This window comes from Streptomyces sp. NPDC020747 (assembly GCF_044334695.1).
GTDB lineage: Bacteria > Actinomycetota > Actinomycetes > Streptomycetales > Streptomycetaceae > Streptomyces.
This window is the reverse complement of the sequence record NZ_JBIRTJ010000009.1, coordinates 178,814-196,360: the sequence shown is the minus strand read 5'-3', so window position 1 is coordinate 196,360 and position 17,547 is coordinate 178,814. Positions and strand designations below refer to the sequence as shown.

Annotated in this window: 16 protein-coding genes; 14 read left to right on the top strand and 2 right to left on the bottom strand. The window is 69.3% G+C overall.

The window, feature by feature from the left end:
* Positions 1–63 precede the first annotated feature (63 nt).
* The 11 genes from pdxS (at position 64) to ACH4YP_RS24025 (ending at position 11,989) form a co-directional block, all read left to right on the top strand.
* On the top strand, positions 64–987 hold the full coding sequence (gene pdxS / locus ACH4YP_RS24075) for a pyridoxal 5'-phosphate synthase lyase subunit PdxS (RefSeq protein ID WP_143635429.1): 924 nt from the start codon (positions 64–66) through the stop codon (positions 985–987).
* A gap of 6 nt (positions 988–993) precedes the next feature.
* Positions 994–1,602: a pyridoxal 5'-phosphate synthase glutaminase subunit PdxT gene (gene pdxT, locus ACH4YP_RS24070; protein WP_398492390.1), complete on the top strand. Its 609-nt coding sequence runs from the start codon at positions 994–996 to the stop codon at positions 1,600–1,602.
* 48 nt (positions 1,603–1,650) lie between these two features.
* Positions 1,651–2,403 carry a YebC/PmpR family DNA-binding transcriptional regulator gene (locus tag ACH4YP_RS24065; RefSeq protein ID WP_361067722.1) on the top strand — a complete coding sequence of 251 codons (753 nt, stop codon included), beginning with the start codon at positions 1,651–1,653 and terminating at the stop codon, positions 2,401–2,403.
* Between the two features lie 164 nt (positions 2,404–2,567).
* Complete coding sequence (gene ruvC / locus ACH4YP_RS24060; RefSeq protein WP_398492387.1) at positions 2,568–3,185, top strand: crossover junction endodeoxyribonuclease RuvC; 618 nt, start codon at positions 2,568–2,570, stop codon at positions 3,183–3,185.
* Complete coding sequence (gene ruvA / locus ACH4YP_RS24055; RefSeq protein WP_361067716.1) at positions 3,182–3,790, top strand: Holliday junction branch migration protein RuvA; 609 nt, start codon at positions 3,182–3,184, stop codon at positions 3,788–3,790. The genes ruvC and ruvA overlap by 4 nt, the downstream gene beginning before the upstream one ends.
* A gap of 157 nt (positions 3,791–3,947) precedes the next feature.
* Positions 3,948–5,018 (top strand): Holliday junction branch migration DNA helicase RuvB, encoded by a 1,071-nt coding sequence (gene ruvB / locus ACH4YP_RS24050; RefSeq protein ID WP_361067713.1) that lies wholly within the window; start codon positions 3,948–3,950, stop codon positions 5,016–5,018.
* A gap of 164 nt (positions 5,019–5,182) precedes the next feature.
* Positions 5,183–5,680 (top strand): preprotein translocase subunit YajC, encoded by a 498-nt coding sequence (yajC, locus tag ACH4YP_RS24045; protein WP_361067710.1) that lies wholly within the window; start codon positions 5,183–5,185, stop codon positions 5,678–5,680.
* Positions 5,681–5,821: 141 nt separating this feature from the next.
* Entirely contained in the window at positions 5,822–7,591 is a 1,770-nt protein-coding gene (gene secD / locus ACH4YP_RS24040) for a protein translocase subunit SecD (RefSeq protein ID WP_361067707.1), read from the top strand.
* Between the two features lies 1 nt (position 7,592).
* Positions 7,593–8,723, top strand: coding sequence for a protein translocase subunit SecF (gene secF, locus ACH4YP_RS24035; protein WP_398492384.1), 1,131 nt, complete (start codon positions 7,593–7,595; stop codon positions 8,721–8,723).
* On the top strand, positions 8,720–9,259 hold the full coding sequence (locus ACH4YP_RS24030) for an adenine phosphoribosyltransferase (protein WP_361067701.1): 540 nt from the start codon (positions 8,720–8,722) through the stop codon (positions 9,257–9,259). The genes secF and ACH4YP_RS24030 overlap by 4 nt, the downstream gene beginning before the upstream one ends.
* Positions 9,260–9,463: 204 nt before the next feature.
* Positions 9,464–11,989 (top strand): RelA/SpoT family protein, encoded by a 2,526-nt coding sequence (locus ACH4YP_RS24025; protein ID WP_398492382.1) that lies wholly within the window; start codon positions 9,464–9,466, stop codon positions 11,987–11,989.
* A 69-nt stretch (positions 11,990–12,058) separates the two neighbouring features.
* On the opposite strand, the gene ACH4YP_RS24020 is transcribed toward ACH4YP_RS24025, so the two are convergent.
* Positions 12,059–13,288 (bottom strand): DUF349 domain-containing protein, encoded by a 1,230-nt coding sequence (locus ACH4YP_RS24020; protein ID WP_361073168.1) that lies wholly within the window; start codon positions 13,286–13,288, stop codon positions 12,059–12,061.
* Between the two features lie 135 nt (positions 13,289–13,423).
* Positions 13,424–14,263 (bottom strand): peptidylprolyl isomerase, encoded by an 840-nt coding sequence (locus ACH4YP_RS24015; RefSeq protein WP_361073171.1) that lies wholly within the window; start codon positions 14,261–14,263, stop codon positions 13,424–13,426.
* Positions 14,264–14,432: 169 nt separating this feature from the next.
* Here ACH4YP_RS24015 and ACH4YP_RS24010 point away from each other — a divergent pair, with 169 nt between their 5' ends.
* From ACH4YP_RS24010 to ACH4YP_RS24000, 3 genes are all read left to right on the top strand, one after another.
* Positions 14,433–15,149: an MBL fold metallo-hydrolase gene (locus ACH4YP_RS24010; protein ID WP_398492379.1), complete on the top strand. Its 717-nt coding sequence runs from the start codon at positions 14,433–14,435 to the stop codon at positions 15,147–15,149.
* 11 nt (positions 15,150–15,160) lie between these two features.
* On the top strand, positions 15,161–16,423 hold the full coding sequence (hisS, locus tag ACH4YP_RS24005) for a histidine--tRNA ligase (protein WP_398492377.1): 1,263 nt from the start codon (positions 15,161–15,163) through the stop codon (positions 16,421–16,423).
* Between the two features lie 416 nt (positions 16,424–16,839).
* Positions 16,840–17,487, top strand: coding sequence for a vitamin K epoxide reductase family protein (locus ACH4YP_RS24000; protein WP_361069811.1), 648 nt, complete (start codon positions 16,840–16,842; stop codon positions 17,485–17,487).
* Positions 17,488–17,547 lie beyond the last annotated feature (60 nt).

The window sequence follows — 17,547 nt, the reverse complement described above, 5'->3', positions numbered from 1 at the left end:
CCTGGTCCTCAAGCGTTTCCTCGGTATCTGCAGAAGCCCTCTTTCACCGAGTGAGGTCAACCCTTGTCCAGCACGCTCTCCACTCCCGCCCAGCCCACCGACACCCCTGCCACCGGCACCGCGCGTGTGAAGCGCGGCATGGCCGAGCAGCTCAAGGGCGGCGTGATCATGGACGTCGTCACGCCGGAGCAGGCGAAGATCGCCGAGGACGCGGGCGCCGTGGCCGTCATGGCCTTGGAGCGGGTGCCCGCCGACATCCGCAAGGACGGCGGCGTGGCGCGCATGTCCGACCCCGACATGATCGAGGGCATCATCGAGGCCGTCTCGATCCCGGTGATGGCCAAGTCGCGCATCGGCCACTTCGTGGAGGCCCAGGTCCTGCAGTCCCTCGGCGTCGACTACATCGACGAGTCCGAGGTCCTCACCCCCGCGGACGAGGTCAACCACTCCGACAAGTGGGCCTTCACGACCCCCTTCGTCTGCGGCGCCACCAACCTGGGCGAGGCCCTGCGCCGGATAGCCGAGGGCGCCGCCATGATCCGCTCCAAGGGCGAGGCCGGCACCGGCAACGTCGTGGAGGCCGTTCGTCACCTGCGCCAGATCAAGAACGAGATCGCCCGGCTGCGCGGCTACGACAACAACGAGCTGTACGCCGCCGCCAAGGAGCTGCGCGCCCCGTACGAGATCGTCAAGGAGGTCGCCGAGCTCGGCAAGCTCCCGGTCGTGCTGTTCTCCGCCGGTGGCGTGGCCACCCCGGCCGACGCCGCGCTGATGCGCCAGCTCGGGGCCGAGGGCGTCTTCGTCGGCTCCGGCATCTTCAAGTCCGGCGACCCGGCCAAGCGCGCCGCCGCCATCGTGAAGGCCACCACCTTCTACGACGACCCGAAGATCATCGCGGAGGCGTCCCGCAACCTCGGCGAGGCCATGGTCGGCATCAACTGCGACACCCTCCCCGAGGCCGAGCGCTACGCGAACCGCGGCTGGTAACCACCCATGACCGATGTACCTGTCGTAGGTGTCCTGGCTCTCCAGGGCGACGTACGGGAGCACCTGGTCGCCCTGGCCTCGGCGGACGCCGTGGGCAGGGCGGTGCGGCGCCCCGAGGAACTCGCCGAGGTCGACGGACTCGTCATCCCCGGCGGCGAGTCCACCACCATCTCCAAACTGGCCGTCCTCTTCGGCCTGATGGAACCCCTCCGCGCGCGCGTGCGGGCCGGTATGCCCGTCTACGGCACCTGCGCGGGCATGATCATGCTCGCCGACAAGATCCTCGATCCGCGCTCGGGCCAGGAGACCATCGGCGGCATCGACATGATCGTGCGCCGCAACGCCTTCGGACGGCAGAACGAATCCTTCGAGGCGACGGTCGACGTGAGGGGCGTGGAGGGCGATGCTGTAGAAGGCGTCTTCATCCGCGCCCCCTGGGTCGAGTCGGTGGGCGCGGAGGCGGAGGTGCTGGCCGAGCACGAGGGCCACATCGTCGCCGTACGTCAGGGCAACGCGCTCGCCACGTCGTTCCACCCGGAACTGACCGGCGACCACCGCGTGCACGGCCTGTTCGTCGAGATGGTGCGCGCGAACCGGGCGGCGGAGTCCTTGTAGGATCTCTGGCGTTCGTATCTGGATGGGTTACGCGAGGGAGACAGGCAGATGTCCGGCCACTCTAAATGGGCTACGACGAAGCACAAGAAGGCCGTGATCGACGCCAAGCGCGGGAAACTCTTCGCGAAGATGATCAAGAACATCGAGGTCGCCGCCCGTACGGGCGGCGCCGACGTGTCCGGTAACCCGACGCTCTTCGACGCCATCCAGAAGGCCAAGAAGAGCTCGGTCCCGAACAAGAACATCGACTCCGCGGTCAAGCGTGGCGCCGGTCTCGAAGCCGGTGGCGCCGACTACGAGACGATCATGTACGAGGGTTACGGCCCGAACGGTGTCGCGGTGCTCATCGAGTGCCTCACCGACAACCGCAACCGCGCCGCCTCGGACGTACGCGTCGCCATGACCCGCAACGGCGGCAACATGGCCGACCCGGGTTCCGTCTCGTACCTCTTCAACCGCAAGGGTGTCGTCATCGTCCCCAAGGGCGAGCTGGGCGAGGACGACGTCCTGGGTGCCGTGCTCGACGCGGGTGCCGAGGAGGTCAACGACCTGGGCGAGTCCTTCGAGGTCATCTCCGAGGCCACCGACCTGGTCGCGGTGCGCACCGCCCTCCAGGACGCGGGCATCGACTACGACTCCGCCGACGCCAACTTCGTCCCGACCATGCAGGTCGAGCTGGACGAGGAGGGCGCCAAGAAGATCTTCAAGCTCATCGACGCCCTCGAGGACAGCGACGACGTGCAGAACGTCTTCGCCAACTTCGACGTGAGCGACGAGGTCATGGAGAAGGTGGACGCGTAGCGCTGCCGCGAGCCGCACGGGTTCAACGGGCCGACGGGACACACTCCGTCGGCCCGTCGCTTTGTCGGGCGTCGCTGGCGGTCGATGTCGGTGGCACCCGATAGCCTGCACGAACTGGGGGCACCTCCCAGCGGTGGCTGGGGGAGAACGAAGGAGGGGCAGGGGTGCGGGTACTGGGCGTTGACCCCGGACTGACCCGATGCGGTGTCGGTGTCGTCGAGGGCGTGGCGGGCCGGCCGCTCGCCATGCACGGCGTCGGTGTCGTACGGACGCCCGCCGACGCGGAGTTGGGGCAGCGCCTCGTCGCCATCGAGCAGGGCATCGAGCAGTGGCTCGACGAGTACCGGCCCGAACTCGTCGCGGTGGAGCGGGTGTTCAGCCAGCACAACGTGCGTACGGTGATGGGCACGGCCCAGGCCAGCGCGGTCGCCATGCTGTGCGCGGCCAGGCGCGGGATTCCCGTGGCCCTGCACACGCCCAGCGAGGTCAAGGCAGCCGTCACTGGGAACGGCCGGGCGGACAAGGCCCAGGTCGGCGCCATGGTCACCAGGCTGCTCCGGCTCGACGCGCCCCCGAAGCCCGCCGACGCGGCGGACGCCCTCGCCCTCGCGATCTGCCACATCTGGCGCGCACCCGCCCAGAACCGCCTGCAGCAGGCGGTCGCGCAGAACCGGTTCCAGCAGGCCGCCGCCCTGCACGCGTCGAAAGCCGCGGCGCAACAAGCACCGAGCCAAGCACCGAAACCGGCACCGAACCACGCACCGAAAGGCCGTACCGCATGATCGCCTTCGTCAGCGGCCCCGTCGCCGCCCTCGCGCCAGACTCCGCGGTGGTCGAGGTGGGCGGCATCGGCATCGCGGTCCAGTGCACGCCGAACACGCTCTCCGGACTCCGCATGGGCCGGCAGACCAAGCTCGCCACCTCCCTCGTCGTACGGGAGGACTCGCTGACGCTGTACGGCTTCGCCGACGACGACGAGCGGGGGACCTTCGAGCTGCTGCAGACCGCGAGCGGCGTCGGCCCGCGGCTGGCCCAGGCCATGCTCGCGGTGCACAGCCCCGACGCCCTGCGCCGCGCGGTGTCCACCGGCGACGAGAAGACCCTCACCGCCGTACCGGGCATCGGCAAGAAGGGAGCCCAGAAGCTCCTCCTGGAGCTCAAGGACCGTCTCGGCGAGCCGCTCGGCACCGGGGGCCCCGCCATCGGCACACCCGTCACGGCCGGGTGGCGCGAGCAGCTGCACGCCGCGCTGATCGGCCTCGGGTACGCGACCCGCGAGGCCGACGAGGCGGTCTCCGCGGTGGCACCGCAGGCCGAGGCGGCCGGGACGCCTCAGGTGGGCCAGTTGCTGAGGGCGGCCCTCCAGACCCTCAACAGAGCGCGCTGAGCGCTCTACCGGAGGCGTCGGTGATGAACCTGCGGGTCCGTTGTGGCTGGTCGCGCCCACGCGGCGGAGCCGCAGTCGACACAGCCCCGCGCCCCCACGGGGCACCGCCCACCCCATGCCCGTACGACCCCGACCCACCACACCGCGAGGCACACCGATGAACTGGGACGACACGGCCGACGACGACACCGCCGAGCGGCTCGTCGGTGCGTCCGCCGACCACGAGGAGCAGGCCGTCGAGGCCGCCCTGCGCCCCAAGGACCTCGACGAGTTCATCGGCCAGGAGAAGGTCCGCGAGCAGCTCGACCTGGTCCTGCGGGCCGCACGCGCGCGTGGCGCCACCGCCGACCACGTCCTGCTCTCCGGCGCCCCCGGCCTCGGCAAGACCACCCTCTCGATGATCATCGCCGCCGAGATGGAAGCCCCCATCCGCATCACCAGCGGCCCCGCCATCCAGCACGCGGGCGACCTCGCCGCGATCCTCTCCTCCCTCCAGGAGGGCGAGGTCCTCTTCCTCGACGAGATCCACCGCATGTCGCGGCCCGCCGAGGAGATGCTCTACATGGCGATGGAGGACTTCCGCGTCGACGTGATCGTCGGCAAGGGGCCGGGCGCCACCGCCATCCCGCTCGAACTGCCCCCTTTCACGCTCGTCGGCGCCACCACGCGCGCGGGCCTGCTGCCGCCCCCGCTGCGGGACCGCTTCGGTTTCACCGCCCACATGGAGTTCTACGAGCCCGCCGAGCTGGAGCGCGTCATCCACCGCTCGGCGAACCTGCTGGACGTCGAGATCGACACCGCGGGCGCCGCCGAGATCGCGGGCCGCTCCCGAGGCACACCCCGTATCGCCAACCGGCTCCTGCGCCGCGTCCGCGACTACGCCCAGGTCAAGGCCGACGGCTTCGTCACGCGAGAGATCGCGGGCGCCGCCCTCGCCGTCTACGAGGTGGACAGCCGCGGCCTCGACCGTCTGGACCGAGGGGTCCTCGAAGCGCTGATCAAGCTCTTCGGCGGCGGCCCGGTCGGTCTGTCGACGCTCGCCGTCGCCGTGGGGGAGGAGCGCGAGACCGTGGAGGAGGTCGCCGAGCCCTTCCTCGTCCGTGAGGGACTACTGGCCCGTACGCCCCGCGGGCGGGTGGCCACACCGGCGGCGTGGGCCCATTTCGGCCTCGCCCCGCCCCGCCCGTCAACCGGTGGAAACGGACAACAGGACCTGTTCGGGGCGTGACGGCGAGGGGGCTCGCGGGGTCAGGAACCCCGGTGCCATGCTGAGCGTTGTTCCTTGACGGCGGACTCGCTTAGACTCCGCCGATGCCGCCTTTGTCGGCGGCGTACATACCCCCATCCATCAGGCCGCTCACCATCGCGGTCGAATGAAGGAAGTTCCGTCCCGTGAGTCTCGTGACCCTCCTCCCGTTCATCGTGCTCATCGGGGCCATGTTCCTGATGACCCGGTCGGCCAAGAAGAAGCAGAATGCGGCCGCGCAGATGCGCAACGACATGCAGCCCGGCTCCGGCGTCCGCACGATCGGTGGCATGTACGCAACGGTGAAGGAGGTCAACGAGGACACGGTCCTCCTTGACGCGGGCCCGGGCGTCGACCTGCTCTTCGCGAAGAACGCGATCGGCGCGGTCCTCAGCGACGACGAGTACAACCGCCTTGTTCACGGCATCGAGCACGACCTGAAGGAAGACGAATCCGTCGTCCCGGACGACGCCTCCTCCCTCACCGAGACCGACGAGCCCGCCGACGCTTCCGACGACAAGCCCATCGACCTCGGCAAGAAGGACGCGGCCGACGAGCCCGTCGAGGAGTCCGCCGACGCGGAGCCGAAGAAGGCCGATCAGGCTGACCTGAAGAAGTCCGACGGCGAGCCCGACGCGAAGTAGTCATGACCGGGGACCGCGGAGTGCGCCGCTCGCGCGCCGCGGTCCCCGGGACGTGTGGCTTCGCACGGAATCTCGACACCATTCATGCCCGTCCGCGCAGGTACTTCGGTCACCGGGCGGACGAAGAGGGAGAACGAGAAGGTGGCAGCACCTAAGAAGGGCCGACAGGGCACCCAGGGCAGGCCGGGGCGCACCTTGGCCCTGATCCTGATCGCCATCGTGGCGCTCACCGGCGGCATGTTCGCCTCCGGACACACGACGCCGCGCCTCGGCATCGACCTCGCCGGCGGTACGAGCATCACGCTCCAGGCGAAGAACGAGCCGGGCCAGAAGAACGCGATCAACCCGACCAACATGAACACCGCGGTCGACATCATGAACCGCCGTGTCAACGGTCTGGGCGTCACCGAGGCGGAGGTGCAGACCCAGGGCGAGAGCAACATCATCGTCAACATCCCCAAGGGCACCAACTCCGAGCAGGCCCGGGAACAGGTCGGCACCACCGCCAAGCTCTACTTCCGTCCCGTCCTGACCACCGAGGTTTCCGGTGGGGACCCGGCGGCCAGCCCCTCGCCGAGCGCCTCCAGCAGCGCCTCCTCGGGTTCGGGCAAGGACAGCGACAAGGACAAGGCCACCGACAAGGCCACCTCGTCCTCGTCACCCTCCACGTCCCCCTCGGCCAGCTCCAGCACGCAGGGCCGCGCGGTCACCGACGCGCTGAAGGCCGACCCCACCCCGTCCGGGAGCGGTTCCGCCGCGTCCAGCCCGTCCGCCTCGCCGTCCGCGAGCACCGACCCGGCGACCGCCAAGCTCCAGGCGGCGTACACCGCGCTCGACTGCTCCAAGAAGACGGTCCGCGCGAAGGCCGGTGACGGCGTCAAGGCCACCGACCCGACCGTGGCCTGCGGTCAGAACTCCCAGGGCCAGTGGCAGAAGTACATCCTCGGCCCGGCCGAGGTCGAGGGCACCGACGTCGACAAGGCCTCGGCCCTGTTCGACACCCAGGGTGCCGCGGGCTGGAAGGTCACCATGGACTTCACGTCCAAGGGAGCCAAGAAGTTCGCGAGCATCACGGGCAAGCTGGCGCAGAACCAGTCCCCGCAGAACCAGTTCGCCATCGTCCTCGACGGTGAGGTCGTCTCCGACCCGTACGTCAGCCAGGCGCTGACCGGCGGCAGCGCGGAGATCTCCGGCAGCTTCAAGCAGCAGGAGGCCGAGGACCTGGCCAACATGCTGTCGTACGGCGCGCTGCCGCTCACCTTCACGGAGGCGAGCGTCACCACCGTCACCGCCGCGCTCGGCGGCGAGCAGCTGGAGGCCGGTCTGATCGCCGGCGCCATCGGTCTGGCGATGGTCATCATCTACCTGGTGGCCTACTACCGGGGCCTGTCGCTCATCGCCATCGCGTCGCTGCTGGTCTCCGCGGTCATGACCTACGTGATCATGGCGCTGCTCGGCCCGACCATCGGCTTCGCGCTGAACCTGCCGGCGGTCTGCGGCGCCATCGTGGCCATCGGCATCACGGCGGACTCGTTCATCGTGTTCTTCGAACGCATCCGTGACGAGATCCGCGAAGGCCGTACGCTGCGGCCCGCGGTCGAGCGCGGCTGGCCGCGTGCCCGGCGCACCATCCTGGTCTCCGACTTCGTGTCGTTCCTCGCCGCGGCCGTGCTCTTCGTCGTCACGGTCGGCAAGGTCCAGGGCTTCGCGTTCACGCTGGGTCTGACCACCCTGCTCGACGTGGTCGTCGTCTTCTTCTTCACCAAGCCGCTGATGACGATCCTCGCCCGCAAGAAGTTCTTCGCGGAGGGCCACAGCTGGTCCGGCCTCGACCCGAAGCGACTGGGCGTCCAGCCGCCGCTGCGCCGCACCCGTCGCGTGTCCGCTCCCGTCGACACGAAGGAGGCCTGAGATGTCGAAACTCGGCACCCTCGGCGCCCGGCTCCACCGCGGCGAGATCGGCTACGACTTCGTCGGCAAGCGCAAGATCTGGTACGGCGTCTCGATCCTGATCACCATCACGGCGATCGTCGGCCTGGCGGTGCGGGGCCTGAACATGGGCATCGAGTTCCAGGGCGGCGCCGTCTTCACCACCGAGAGGACCAGCATCTCGGTCAGCCAGGCCGAGACGTACGCGGAAGAGGCCTCCGGCCACGACGCGATCGTCCAGAAGCTCGGTAACGGCGGACTGCGCATCCAGATCGCCGGCATCGACACCGGCAAGTCCGACCAGATCAAGCAGGAGCTCGCCAAGGACCTGAAGGTCGACGCGGAGAAGATCAACGCCGACCTGGTCGGCCCCAGCTGGGGTGATCAGGTCGCCAACAAGGCCTGGCAGGGTCTGGCGATCTTCATGGTCCTGGTGGTGATCTATCTGGCGATCGCCTTCGAGTGGCGCATGGCGGCGGCCGCGCTCGTGGCGCTCATCCACGACATCACCATCACCGTCGGCGTCTACGCCCTGGTCGGCTTCGAGGTCACCCCCGGCACGGTGATCGGTCTGCTCACGATCCTCGGTTACTCGCTCTACGACACGGTCGTCGTCTTCGACAGTCTCAAGGAGCAGACGAAGGACATCACCAAACAGACCCGCTGGACCTACAGCGAGATCGCGGACCGCTCGATCAACGGCACCCTGGTGCGTTCCATCAACACCACGGTGGTCGCGCTGCTCCCGGTCGGCGGCCTGCTGTTCATCGGTGGCGGTGTGCTCGGCGCGGGCATGCTCAACGACATCTCGCTGTCGCTGTTCGTCGGCCTCGCGGCCGGTGCGTACTCCTCGATCTTCATCGCCACGCCGCTCGTCGCCGACCTCAAGGAGCGCGAGCCGCAGATGAAGGCCCTCCGCAAGCGCGTGCTCGCCAAGCGGGCCGCGGCCGCCGCGAAGGGCGAGTCCCTGGAGGCCCCGGTCGTCGACGAGCGCTACAACGACGAGGACCGCGAAGACGACGACGCGACGCCCGCGGTCGTCGGACCGCGCGTCCAGCGTGCCCAGCCGTCGTCCCGCGGCAGGCGCGGCCGGCCGTCGGGGAAGCGTCGATGACAGGTATCGAAGAACTGCTGCTCAGCCGTATCCGTGACGTCCCGGACCACCCGGAGCCGGGAGTGATGTTCAAGGACATCACCCCGCTCCTGGCCGACCCGGCGGCGTTCACGGCGCTCACCGACGCGCTGGCCGAGATCAGTGTCCGCAGCGGCGCCACGAAGATCGTCGGCCTGGAGGCCCGCGGCTTCATCCTGGGCGCGCCCGTCGCGGTCCGCGCGGGGCTCGGCTTCATCCCCGTACGCAAGGCGGGCAAGCTCCCCGGAGCGACCCTCGGCCAGACGTACGACCTGGAGTACGGCTCCGCCGAGATCGAGGTGCACGCCGAGGACCTGAGCGGGGACGACCGCGTCATGGTCGTCGACGACGTCCTCGCCACGGGCGGCACCGCCGAGGCCTCGCTCCGGCTGATCCGCCGGGCCGGTGCCCGGGTCGCCGGTGTCGCCGTCCTCATGGAGCTCGGCTTCCTGGGCGGCCGTGCCCGGCTGGAGCCGGCCCTGGACGGAGCCCCGCTGGAGGCGCTGCTCAAGGTCTGAGCAACCCCCCAGGCCCCCGTACGACACGTCCGGGGCACCTGTAGGACACCGCGGAGGCGGGCCCGGAGGAATCCGGTGCCCGCCTCCCGCGTTCCTCCCGTAGAAGGCGGTCTCACCGGCCGAAGGCGAGTCCGGAGCCCAGGATCGCTACCATGGGGTCTCCGGAGCCTGACCGGGGACCCGGATCGCGCACGAGGAGTCCTCTTGCCAGACGAGGCCCAGCCACTCACCGCCGCCAAGCCCGAGAAGTCCGCGGCGCCCGCAGGCACGCCCGCACCGCCCGCGAGCGCGCCCGCGAAGAACGGCTCCGCCGAGCCCGCGGCCGGAGCCAAGGCGGCTGAGCAGCCACGTCCCGAGCCGGCCGCCCCCGAGCGCCAGGCACCCGCGTCCGCGGCCCGCCCCACGGCCGGACAGCCCGCACGCTCCGGCGGCGGCTCCTCCAACCGTGTACGTGCCCGGCTGGCCCGTCTCGGCGTCCAGCGGTCCAACCCGTACAACCCGGTCCTGGAGCCCCTGCTGCGGATAGTGCGCAGCAACGACCCGAAGATCGAGACGGCCACGCTCCGCCAGGTCGAGCGCGCCTACCAGGTCGCCGAGCGCTGGCACCGCGGCCAGAAGCGCAAGAGCGGCGACCCGTACATCACGCACCCGCTCGCCGTGACGACGATCCTCGCCGAGCTGGGCATGGACCCGGCCACGCTCATGGCGGGCCTGCTGCACGACACCGTCGAGGACACCGAGTACGGCCTGGACACCCTCAAGCGGGACTTCGGCGACCAGGTCGCCCTGCTCGTCGACGGCGTCACCAAGCTCGACAAGGTCAAGTTCGGCGAGGCCGCACAGGCCGAGACCGTCCGCAAGATGGTCGTCGCCATGGCCAAGGACCCGCGCGTCCTGGTCATCAAGCTCGCCGACCGCCTGCACAACATGCGCACCATGCGCTACCTCAAGCGCGAGAAGCAGGAGAAGAAGGCCCGCGAGACGCTGGAGATCTACGCTCCGCTGGCGCACCGCCTGGGCATGAACACCATCAAGTGGGAGCTGGAGGACCTCGCCTTCGCGATCCTCTACCCCAAGATGTACGACGAGATCGTGCGCCTGGTCGCCGAGCGCGCCCCCAAGCGCGACGAGTACCTCGCCATAGTGACCGACGAGGTCCAGTCCGACCTGCGCGCGGCCCGCATCAAGGCGACCGTCACCGGCCGCCCGAAGCACTACTACAGCGTCTACCAGAAGATGATCGTCCGTGGCCGTGACTTCGCGGAGATCTACGACCTGGTGGGCATCCGCGTCCTCGTCGACACGGTCCGCGACTGCTATGCGGCACTGGGCACCGTCCACGCCCGCTGGAACCCGGTTCCGGGGCGGTTCAAGGACTACATCGCGATGCCCAAGTTCAACATGTACCAGTCGCTGCACACGACGGTGATCGGTCCGAACGGCAAGCCGGTCGAACTCCAGATCCGTACGTTCGACATGCACCGCCGCGCCGAGTACGGCATCGCCGCGCACTGGAAGTACAAGCAGGAGCCCTCCGCCGGCGCCTCCAAGGTGCGCACGGACGCGCCCAGGGGCCTCGGCAAGGACAAGGACGCCGTCAACGACATGGCGTGGCTGCGCCAGTTGCTCGACTGGCAGAAGGAGACCGAGGACCCCAGCGAGTTCCTGGAGTCCCTGCGCTTCGACCTGTCCCGCAACGAGGTCTTCGTCTTCACGCCGAAGGGCGACGTCATAGCGCTCCCGGCCGGGGCGACACCGGTGGACTTCGCGTACGCGGTCCACACGGAGGTCGGCCACCGGACCATAGGAGCGAGGGTCAACGGACGCCTCGTACCGCTCGAATCGAGCCTGGACAACGGCGACCTGGTCGAGGTCTTCACCTCGAAGGCGGCCGGCGCGGGCCCGTCCCGCGACTGGCTGGGCTTCGTGAAGTCCCCGCGCGCCCGCAACAAGATCCGCGCCTGGTTCTCCAAGGAGCGCCGCGACGAGGCGATCGAGCAGGGCAAGGACGCCATCGCGCGCGCCATGCGCAAGCAGAACCTGCCGATCCAGCGCATCCTCACCGGCGACTCGCTGGTCACGCTCGCGCACGAGATGCGCTACCCCGACATCTCGTCCCTGTACGCGGCGATCGGCGAGGGCCACGTGGCCGCGCAGGGTGTCGTGCAGAAGCTCGTCCAGGCGCTCGGCGGCGAGGAGGCGGCCACCGAGGAGATCGACGAGAGCGTCCCGCCGGCGCGCGGCCGCGGCCGCAAACGCCGGTCGAACGCCGACCCGGGTGTCGTCGTCAAGGGCGTCGACGACGTGTGGGTCAAGCTCGCCCGCTGTTGTACGCCCGTCCCCGGCGACCCGATCATGGGCTTCGTGACGCGCGGCAGCGGGGTGTCGGTCCACCGCAACGACTGCGTCAACGTCGACTCGCTGTCCCGTGAGCCCGAGCGCATCCTCGAGGTCGAGTGGGCGCCCACCCAGTCCTCGGTCTTCCTCGTCGCCATCCAGGTCGAGGCCCTGGACCGCTCGCGGCTCCTGTCGGACGTCACGAGGATCCTGTCCGACCAGCACGTCAACATCCTGTCGGCGGCCGTCCAGACGTCCCGCGACCGGGTGGCCACCTCCCGCTTCACCTTCGAGATGGGCGACCCGAAGCACCTGGGCCACGTCCTGAAGGCGGTCAGGGGAGTCGAGGGCGTGTACGACGTGTACCGGGTGACATCGGCGCGCAGGCCGTAATCGGGCACTACGTAGAGGGGCTTCCGTACGTCACGTACGGAAGCCCCTCTACGTAGAAGCGGAAAACCCCTAGCCGCCGAACTCCTGCAGACCCTTCAGCGCCTGCTCAAGGAGTGCCTGGCGGCCGTCGAGCTCCTTCTGGAGCTTGTCGGCCCGCGCGTTGTTGCCGGAGGACCGTGCCGACTCGATCTGGCCCCGCAGCTTGTCCACGGCCGCCTGGAGCTGCCCGGTCAGGCCCTCGGCACGCGCGCGTGCCTCCGGGTTCGTCCGGCGCCACTCGGTCTCCTCGGACTCCTGGAGGGCCCGCTCCACCGTGTGCATCCGGCCCTCGACCTTCGGGCGGGCGTCACGCGGTACGTGGCCGATGGCCTCCCACCGCTCGTTGATCGAGCGGAAGGCGGCCCGCGCCGCCTTCAGGTCCTGCACCGGGACGAGCTTCTCGGCCTCCTCGGCCAGCTCCTCCTTGAGCTTCAGGTTCTCCGTCTGCTCCGCGTCCCGTTCGGCGAAGACCGAGCTGCGCGCCGCGAAGAACACGTCCTGGGCGCCGCGGAAACGGTTCCACAGGTCGTCCTCGTGCTCGCGCTGGGCGCGGCCCGCGGCCTTCCAGTCCGCCATCAGCTCGCGGTAGCGGGCGGCCGTCGGACCCCAGTCCGTCGAGGCGGACAGCGACTCGGCCTCCGCGACCAGCTTCTCCTTGGTCTTGCGGGCCTCCTCGCGCTGCGCGTCGAGCGACGCGAAGTGCGCCTTGCGGCGCTTGGAGAACGCCGAGCGCGCGTGCGAGAAGCGGTGCCACAGCTCGTCGTCGGACTTCCGGTCGAGCCGCGGCAGACCCTTCCAGGTGTCCACGAGCGCCCGCAGCCGCTCACCGGCTGCCCGCCACTGGTCGGACTGGGCCAGCTCCTCCGCCTCGACGACCAGCGCCTCCTTGGAGTGCCGGGCCTCGTCGGACTGCTTCGCCCGCTGCGCCTTGCGCTCCTCGCGGCGTGCCTCGACCGTCTCGACGAGCTTGTCCAGCCGCACCTTCAGCGCGTTCAGATCCCCGACCGCGTGGTGGGCGTCCACCTGCTCGCGAATGTGGTCGATCGCGATCTGGGCGTCCTTCGCGGACAGGTCGGTGGTCTTCACTCGTCGTTCGAGGAGGCCGATCTCGACGACCAGGCCCTCGTACTTGCGCTCGAAGTAGGCCAGTGCCTCGTCGGGAGAACCGGCCTGCCAGGAACCGACGACCTGCTCGCCGTCGGCCGTACGCACGTACACGGTCCCCGTCTCGTCGACGCGGCCCCACGGGTCGCTGCTCACAGCGCCTCCTCCACATGATGCCTGCGTGGGGCTGCTTTGCCCCCGGGCATCGTCCACAGTTTCGTCACGGCCAACATAGGCGACCGGCGGGGCGGCTGTCCGCATCCCGCGCGACCGAAATTTCGCTGCTGGAGGTCAGGATTTCGTCACGGTCGCCTTGTCGATCACGACGGTCGCATTGGGTGCGCCGTCGCCCTGGCCAGTGCTCTCGCCGGCCTTGGCGATTTTCTCCATGACCTTCATGCCCGATTCGGAAATAGTCCCGAACGGTGTGTAGTTGGCCGGCAACGGACTGTCCTGGTACACGAGGAAGAACTGGCTGCCGCCGGAGTTGCGGCCTTCCTTCGTCTGGGCGTTGTACTGGTTGGCCATCGCCACCGTGCCCGCCGGGTACGTGTCGCCCTTGAGGCGCTTGTCCTTGAGGTTCTCGTCCGGAATCGTGTAGCCGGGGCCGCCCATACCGGTGCCCTGTGGGTCGCCGCACTGCAGCACGTAAATGCCGTTCGTGGTCAGGCGGTGGCACTTGGTGTGGTCCAGATAGCCCTTGCCCACCAGGAAGTTGAACGAGTTCACGGTGTGCGGGGCCTTCGAGGCCGGCATGTCGATGTCTATCGTGCCGCAGGTCGTCTGCAGCTTCATCGTGTAGTCCGCCGACTTGTCGACGGTCATCGCCGGCTCCTTCTTGTAGCTCAGCGACTTCACCTTGCCCGCCGCGGCCTTCTCGCAGGGGTCCGGTGCCTTGCTGGGCGCGGAGGGGCTCGGGCTCGCCTCGGCCGCCGCGTCCGACTTGTTGTCGTCGTTCTTGAAGACCCCGGTCGCGTACGACACCACGCTGCCCACGACGACCACGCCGAGGACCGACGCGATCACCGCGTTGCGAGCGTGGGCCTTGCGCCGAGCGGACGTGCGCCGCTGCTGTTGCCGCAAGAACTTCTCCCGGGCGAGCTGACGCCGCCGCTGTTCCTGGGTGACCACCGGGTTATCTCCTCATGCGTCTCGTACGTCAGGTGGGACGCGTGCGTCTGTTGAGCCGACCGCCTGCGTGTGACCCGTACCGTATATGGGTTCGCTGTGGTTCCGGCAGCGCCGGTAGGCTCTGATCCACAGCCAGGCCATTCCCCGTACGACATACCGAAGGACGAACGTGCTCATTGCCGGGTTCCCCGCCGGGGCCTGGGGCACCAACTGTTATCTGGTCGCCCCCGCCGCAGGCGAGGAGTGCGTGATCATCGACCCGGGCCACCAGGCCGCCCAGGGAGTCGAGGAAGCGCTCGCCAAGCATCGGCTCAAGCCCGTCGCCGTCGTCCTCACGCACGGCCACCTCGACCATGTCGCCTCGGTCGTCCCGGTGTGCGGCGCGCACGACGTGCCCGCGTGGATCCACCCCGAGGACCGGTACATGATGAGCGACCCCGAGCGGGCGCTCGGCCGCTCCATCGGGATGCCGCTGATGGGCGAGCTGACCATCGGGGAGCCGGACGACGTGAAGGAGCTGACGGACGGCGCCGCGCTGAAGCTGGCCGGCCTCGACTTCTCCGTCGCGCACGCGCCTGGCCATACGAAGGGGTCGGTGACGTTCCGGATGCCCGAGAACACGGAGATCCCGTCCGTGTTCTTCTCCGGGGATCTGCTCTTCGCCGGCTCCATCGGACGCACCGACCTGCCCGGCGGCTCCCACGCCGAGATCCTCGACTCGCTGGCCCGTGTGTGCCTGCCGCTCGACGACTCGACCGTGGTGCTGTCCGGCCACGGCCCCCAGACGACCATCGGCCAGGAGCGCGCCACCAACCCGTACTTGCGGCAGGTGGCGGCGGACGGCCCGGGAGCGGATCCGACCTCCGCTCCTCGACGAGGAATGTGACGAGACTTCCCGTGAGCACCTTCAAGGCCCCCAAGGGCACGTACGACCTGATTCCGCCGGACAGCGCGACGTTCCTCGCGGTGCGCGAGGCGATCGCCGCACCGCTGCGCAACTCCGGTTACGGATACGTCGAGACGCCCGGATTCGAGAACGTCGAACTGTTCGCGCGCGGGGTCGGTGAGTCCACCGACATCGTGACGAAGGAGATGTACGCCTTCGAGACCAAGGGCGGCGACCAGCTGGCGCTGCGCCCCGAGGGCACGGCCTCCGTGCTGCGCGCCGCCCTGGAAGCCAACCTGCACAAGGTGGGCAACCTCCCCGTCAAGCTCTGGTACTCGGGCTCGTACTACCGCTACGAGCGCCCCCAGAAGGGCCGTTACCGCCACTTCTCGCAGGTCGGAGCCGAGGCGATCGGAGCCGAGGACCCGGCTCTGGACGCCGAGTTGATCATCCTGGCCGACCAGGCCTACCGCTCGCTCGGGCTGCGGAACTTCCGGATCCTCCTCAACTCGCTGGGCGACCAGGAGTGCCGTCCCGTCTACCGGGCCGCGCTCCAGGACTTCCTGCGAGGGCTGGACCTGGACGAGGAGACTCTCCGCCGGGCCGAGATCAACCCGTTGCGGGTTCTCGACGACAAGCGCGACGACGTCCAGAAGAAGCTGGTCGGGGCTCCCTTGCTGCGGGACTATCTCTGCGACGCGTGCAAGGCGTACCACGAGGAGGTCCGCGAGCTGATCACGGCCGCCGGGGTCTCCTTCGAGGACGATCCGAAGCTGGTCCGGGGTCTTGACTACTACACCCGCACCACTTTCGAGTTCGTGCACGACGGTCTCGGTTCGCAGTCCGCGGTCGGTGGCGGCGGTCGCTATGACGGCCTGTCCGAGATGATCGGCGGTCCCGCGCTGCCGTCCGTCGGCTGGGCGCTCGGCGTCGACCGTACGGTCCTCGCGCTGGAGGCCGAGGGTGTGTCCCTCGAACTTCCCGCGCCCACCAGTGTGTTCGCGGTGCCGCTCGGGGACGAGGCTCGGCGGGTGCTCTTCCGGGTGGTGACCGAGTTGCGCCGGAACGGGGTCGCGGCCGACTTCTCCTACGGGGGCAAGGGGCTCAAGGGCGCGATGAAGAACGCCAACCGCAGCGGCGCCCGCTACACCGTCGTCGCCGGCGAGCGCGACCTCGCCGAGGGTGTCGTCCAGCTCAAGGACATGGAGTCCGGCGAGCAGGTTGCCGTCGGCGTGAACGAGATCGTGGCGGAACTGGAGTCCCGGCTTAGCTGAGCGGCCTGACCGGGGCGTTTCTCGCCCCCGCCGCCCCTTCCCGTCCCGTCCCCTGGGGGCTGCCGCCCCCAGACCCCCGCTATCGCGCTGACGCGCTCGTCCTCAAACGCCGGACGGGCTGAAATTCAGCCCCTCCGGCGTTTGAGGAGCGGGGGTTCGGGTGCGGAGCCCCCGGTGCATCGTCAACTCGGTGAGTGTCGATTCGTCCTGGCAGATGATGGCGATGCGCGAGGGTCACGGATGGGTGGCCCTGGAGCGGCTGCGCCTGTGCTGGCATGCCGTCGAGCGTCCTGCCGAGGCGAACGTTCCGGGGCCGTCGCGCGTACTTCCTTATGTCCATCGAACGGTGGACACGCGCGCGTGTGCGGCACAATGACCGTGCCCGGAAGGCCCCCTCAAGCTACGGAAACGGCGTGATGAGCAAGACGACAGTCAGGGAAGGCATCAGCACCGACTCCCACGACCAGGAACGTGCCGAGGCCCCACGGTCCGTGGGCGGCGGCCGGTTCCTCGCTCTTCTGCTGGTGATCACGGGCGCGGCCGGACTGCTGGCCTCCTGGGTCATCACCATCGACAAGTTCAAGCTGCTGGAGGACCCGAACTTCACCCCGGGCTGCAGCCTGAACCCGGTTGTCTCCTGCGGCAACATCATGAAGAGCGAGCAGGCCTCCGCCTTCGGGTTCCCGAACCCGATGATGGGCCTCGTCGCCTACGGCATCGTGATCTGCGTCGGCATGAGCCTGCTCGGCCGCGCCACCTTCCCGCGCTGGTACTGGCTGACCTTCAACGCGGGCACGTTGTTCGGCGTCGGCTTCTGCACCTGGCTGCAGTACCAGTCGCTGTACAACATCAACTCGCTGTGCCTGTGGTGCTCCCTCGCCTGGGTCGCGACGATCATCATGTTCTGGTCCGTGACCTCGCACAACGTCCGCAACGGCTTCCTGCCCGCGCCGGGCTGGGTCAAGGGCTTCCTCGGCGAGTTCGCCTGGGTGCTGCCGGTCATGCACATCGGGATCATCGGCATGCTGGTCCTGACGCGCTGGTGGGACTTCTGGACCAGCTGACGGGCCGCCGCCCGTTGAGGAGCGGACCGGCGGAACCGGTGGATTCCACCGGGCCGACGG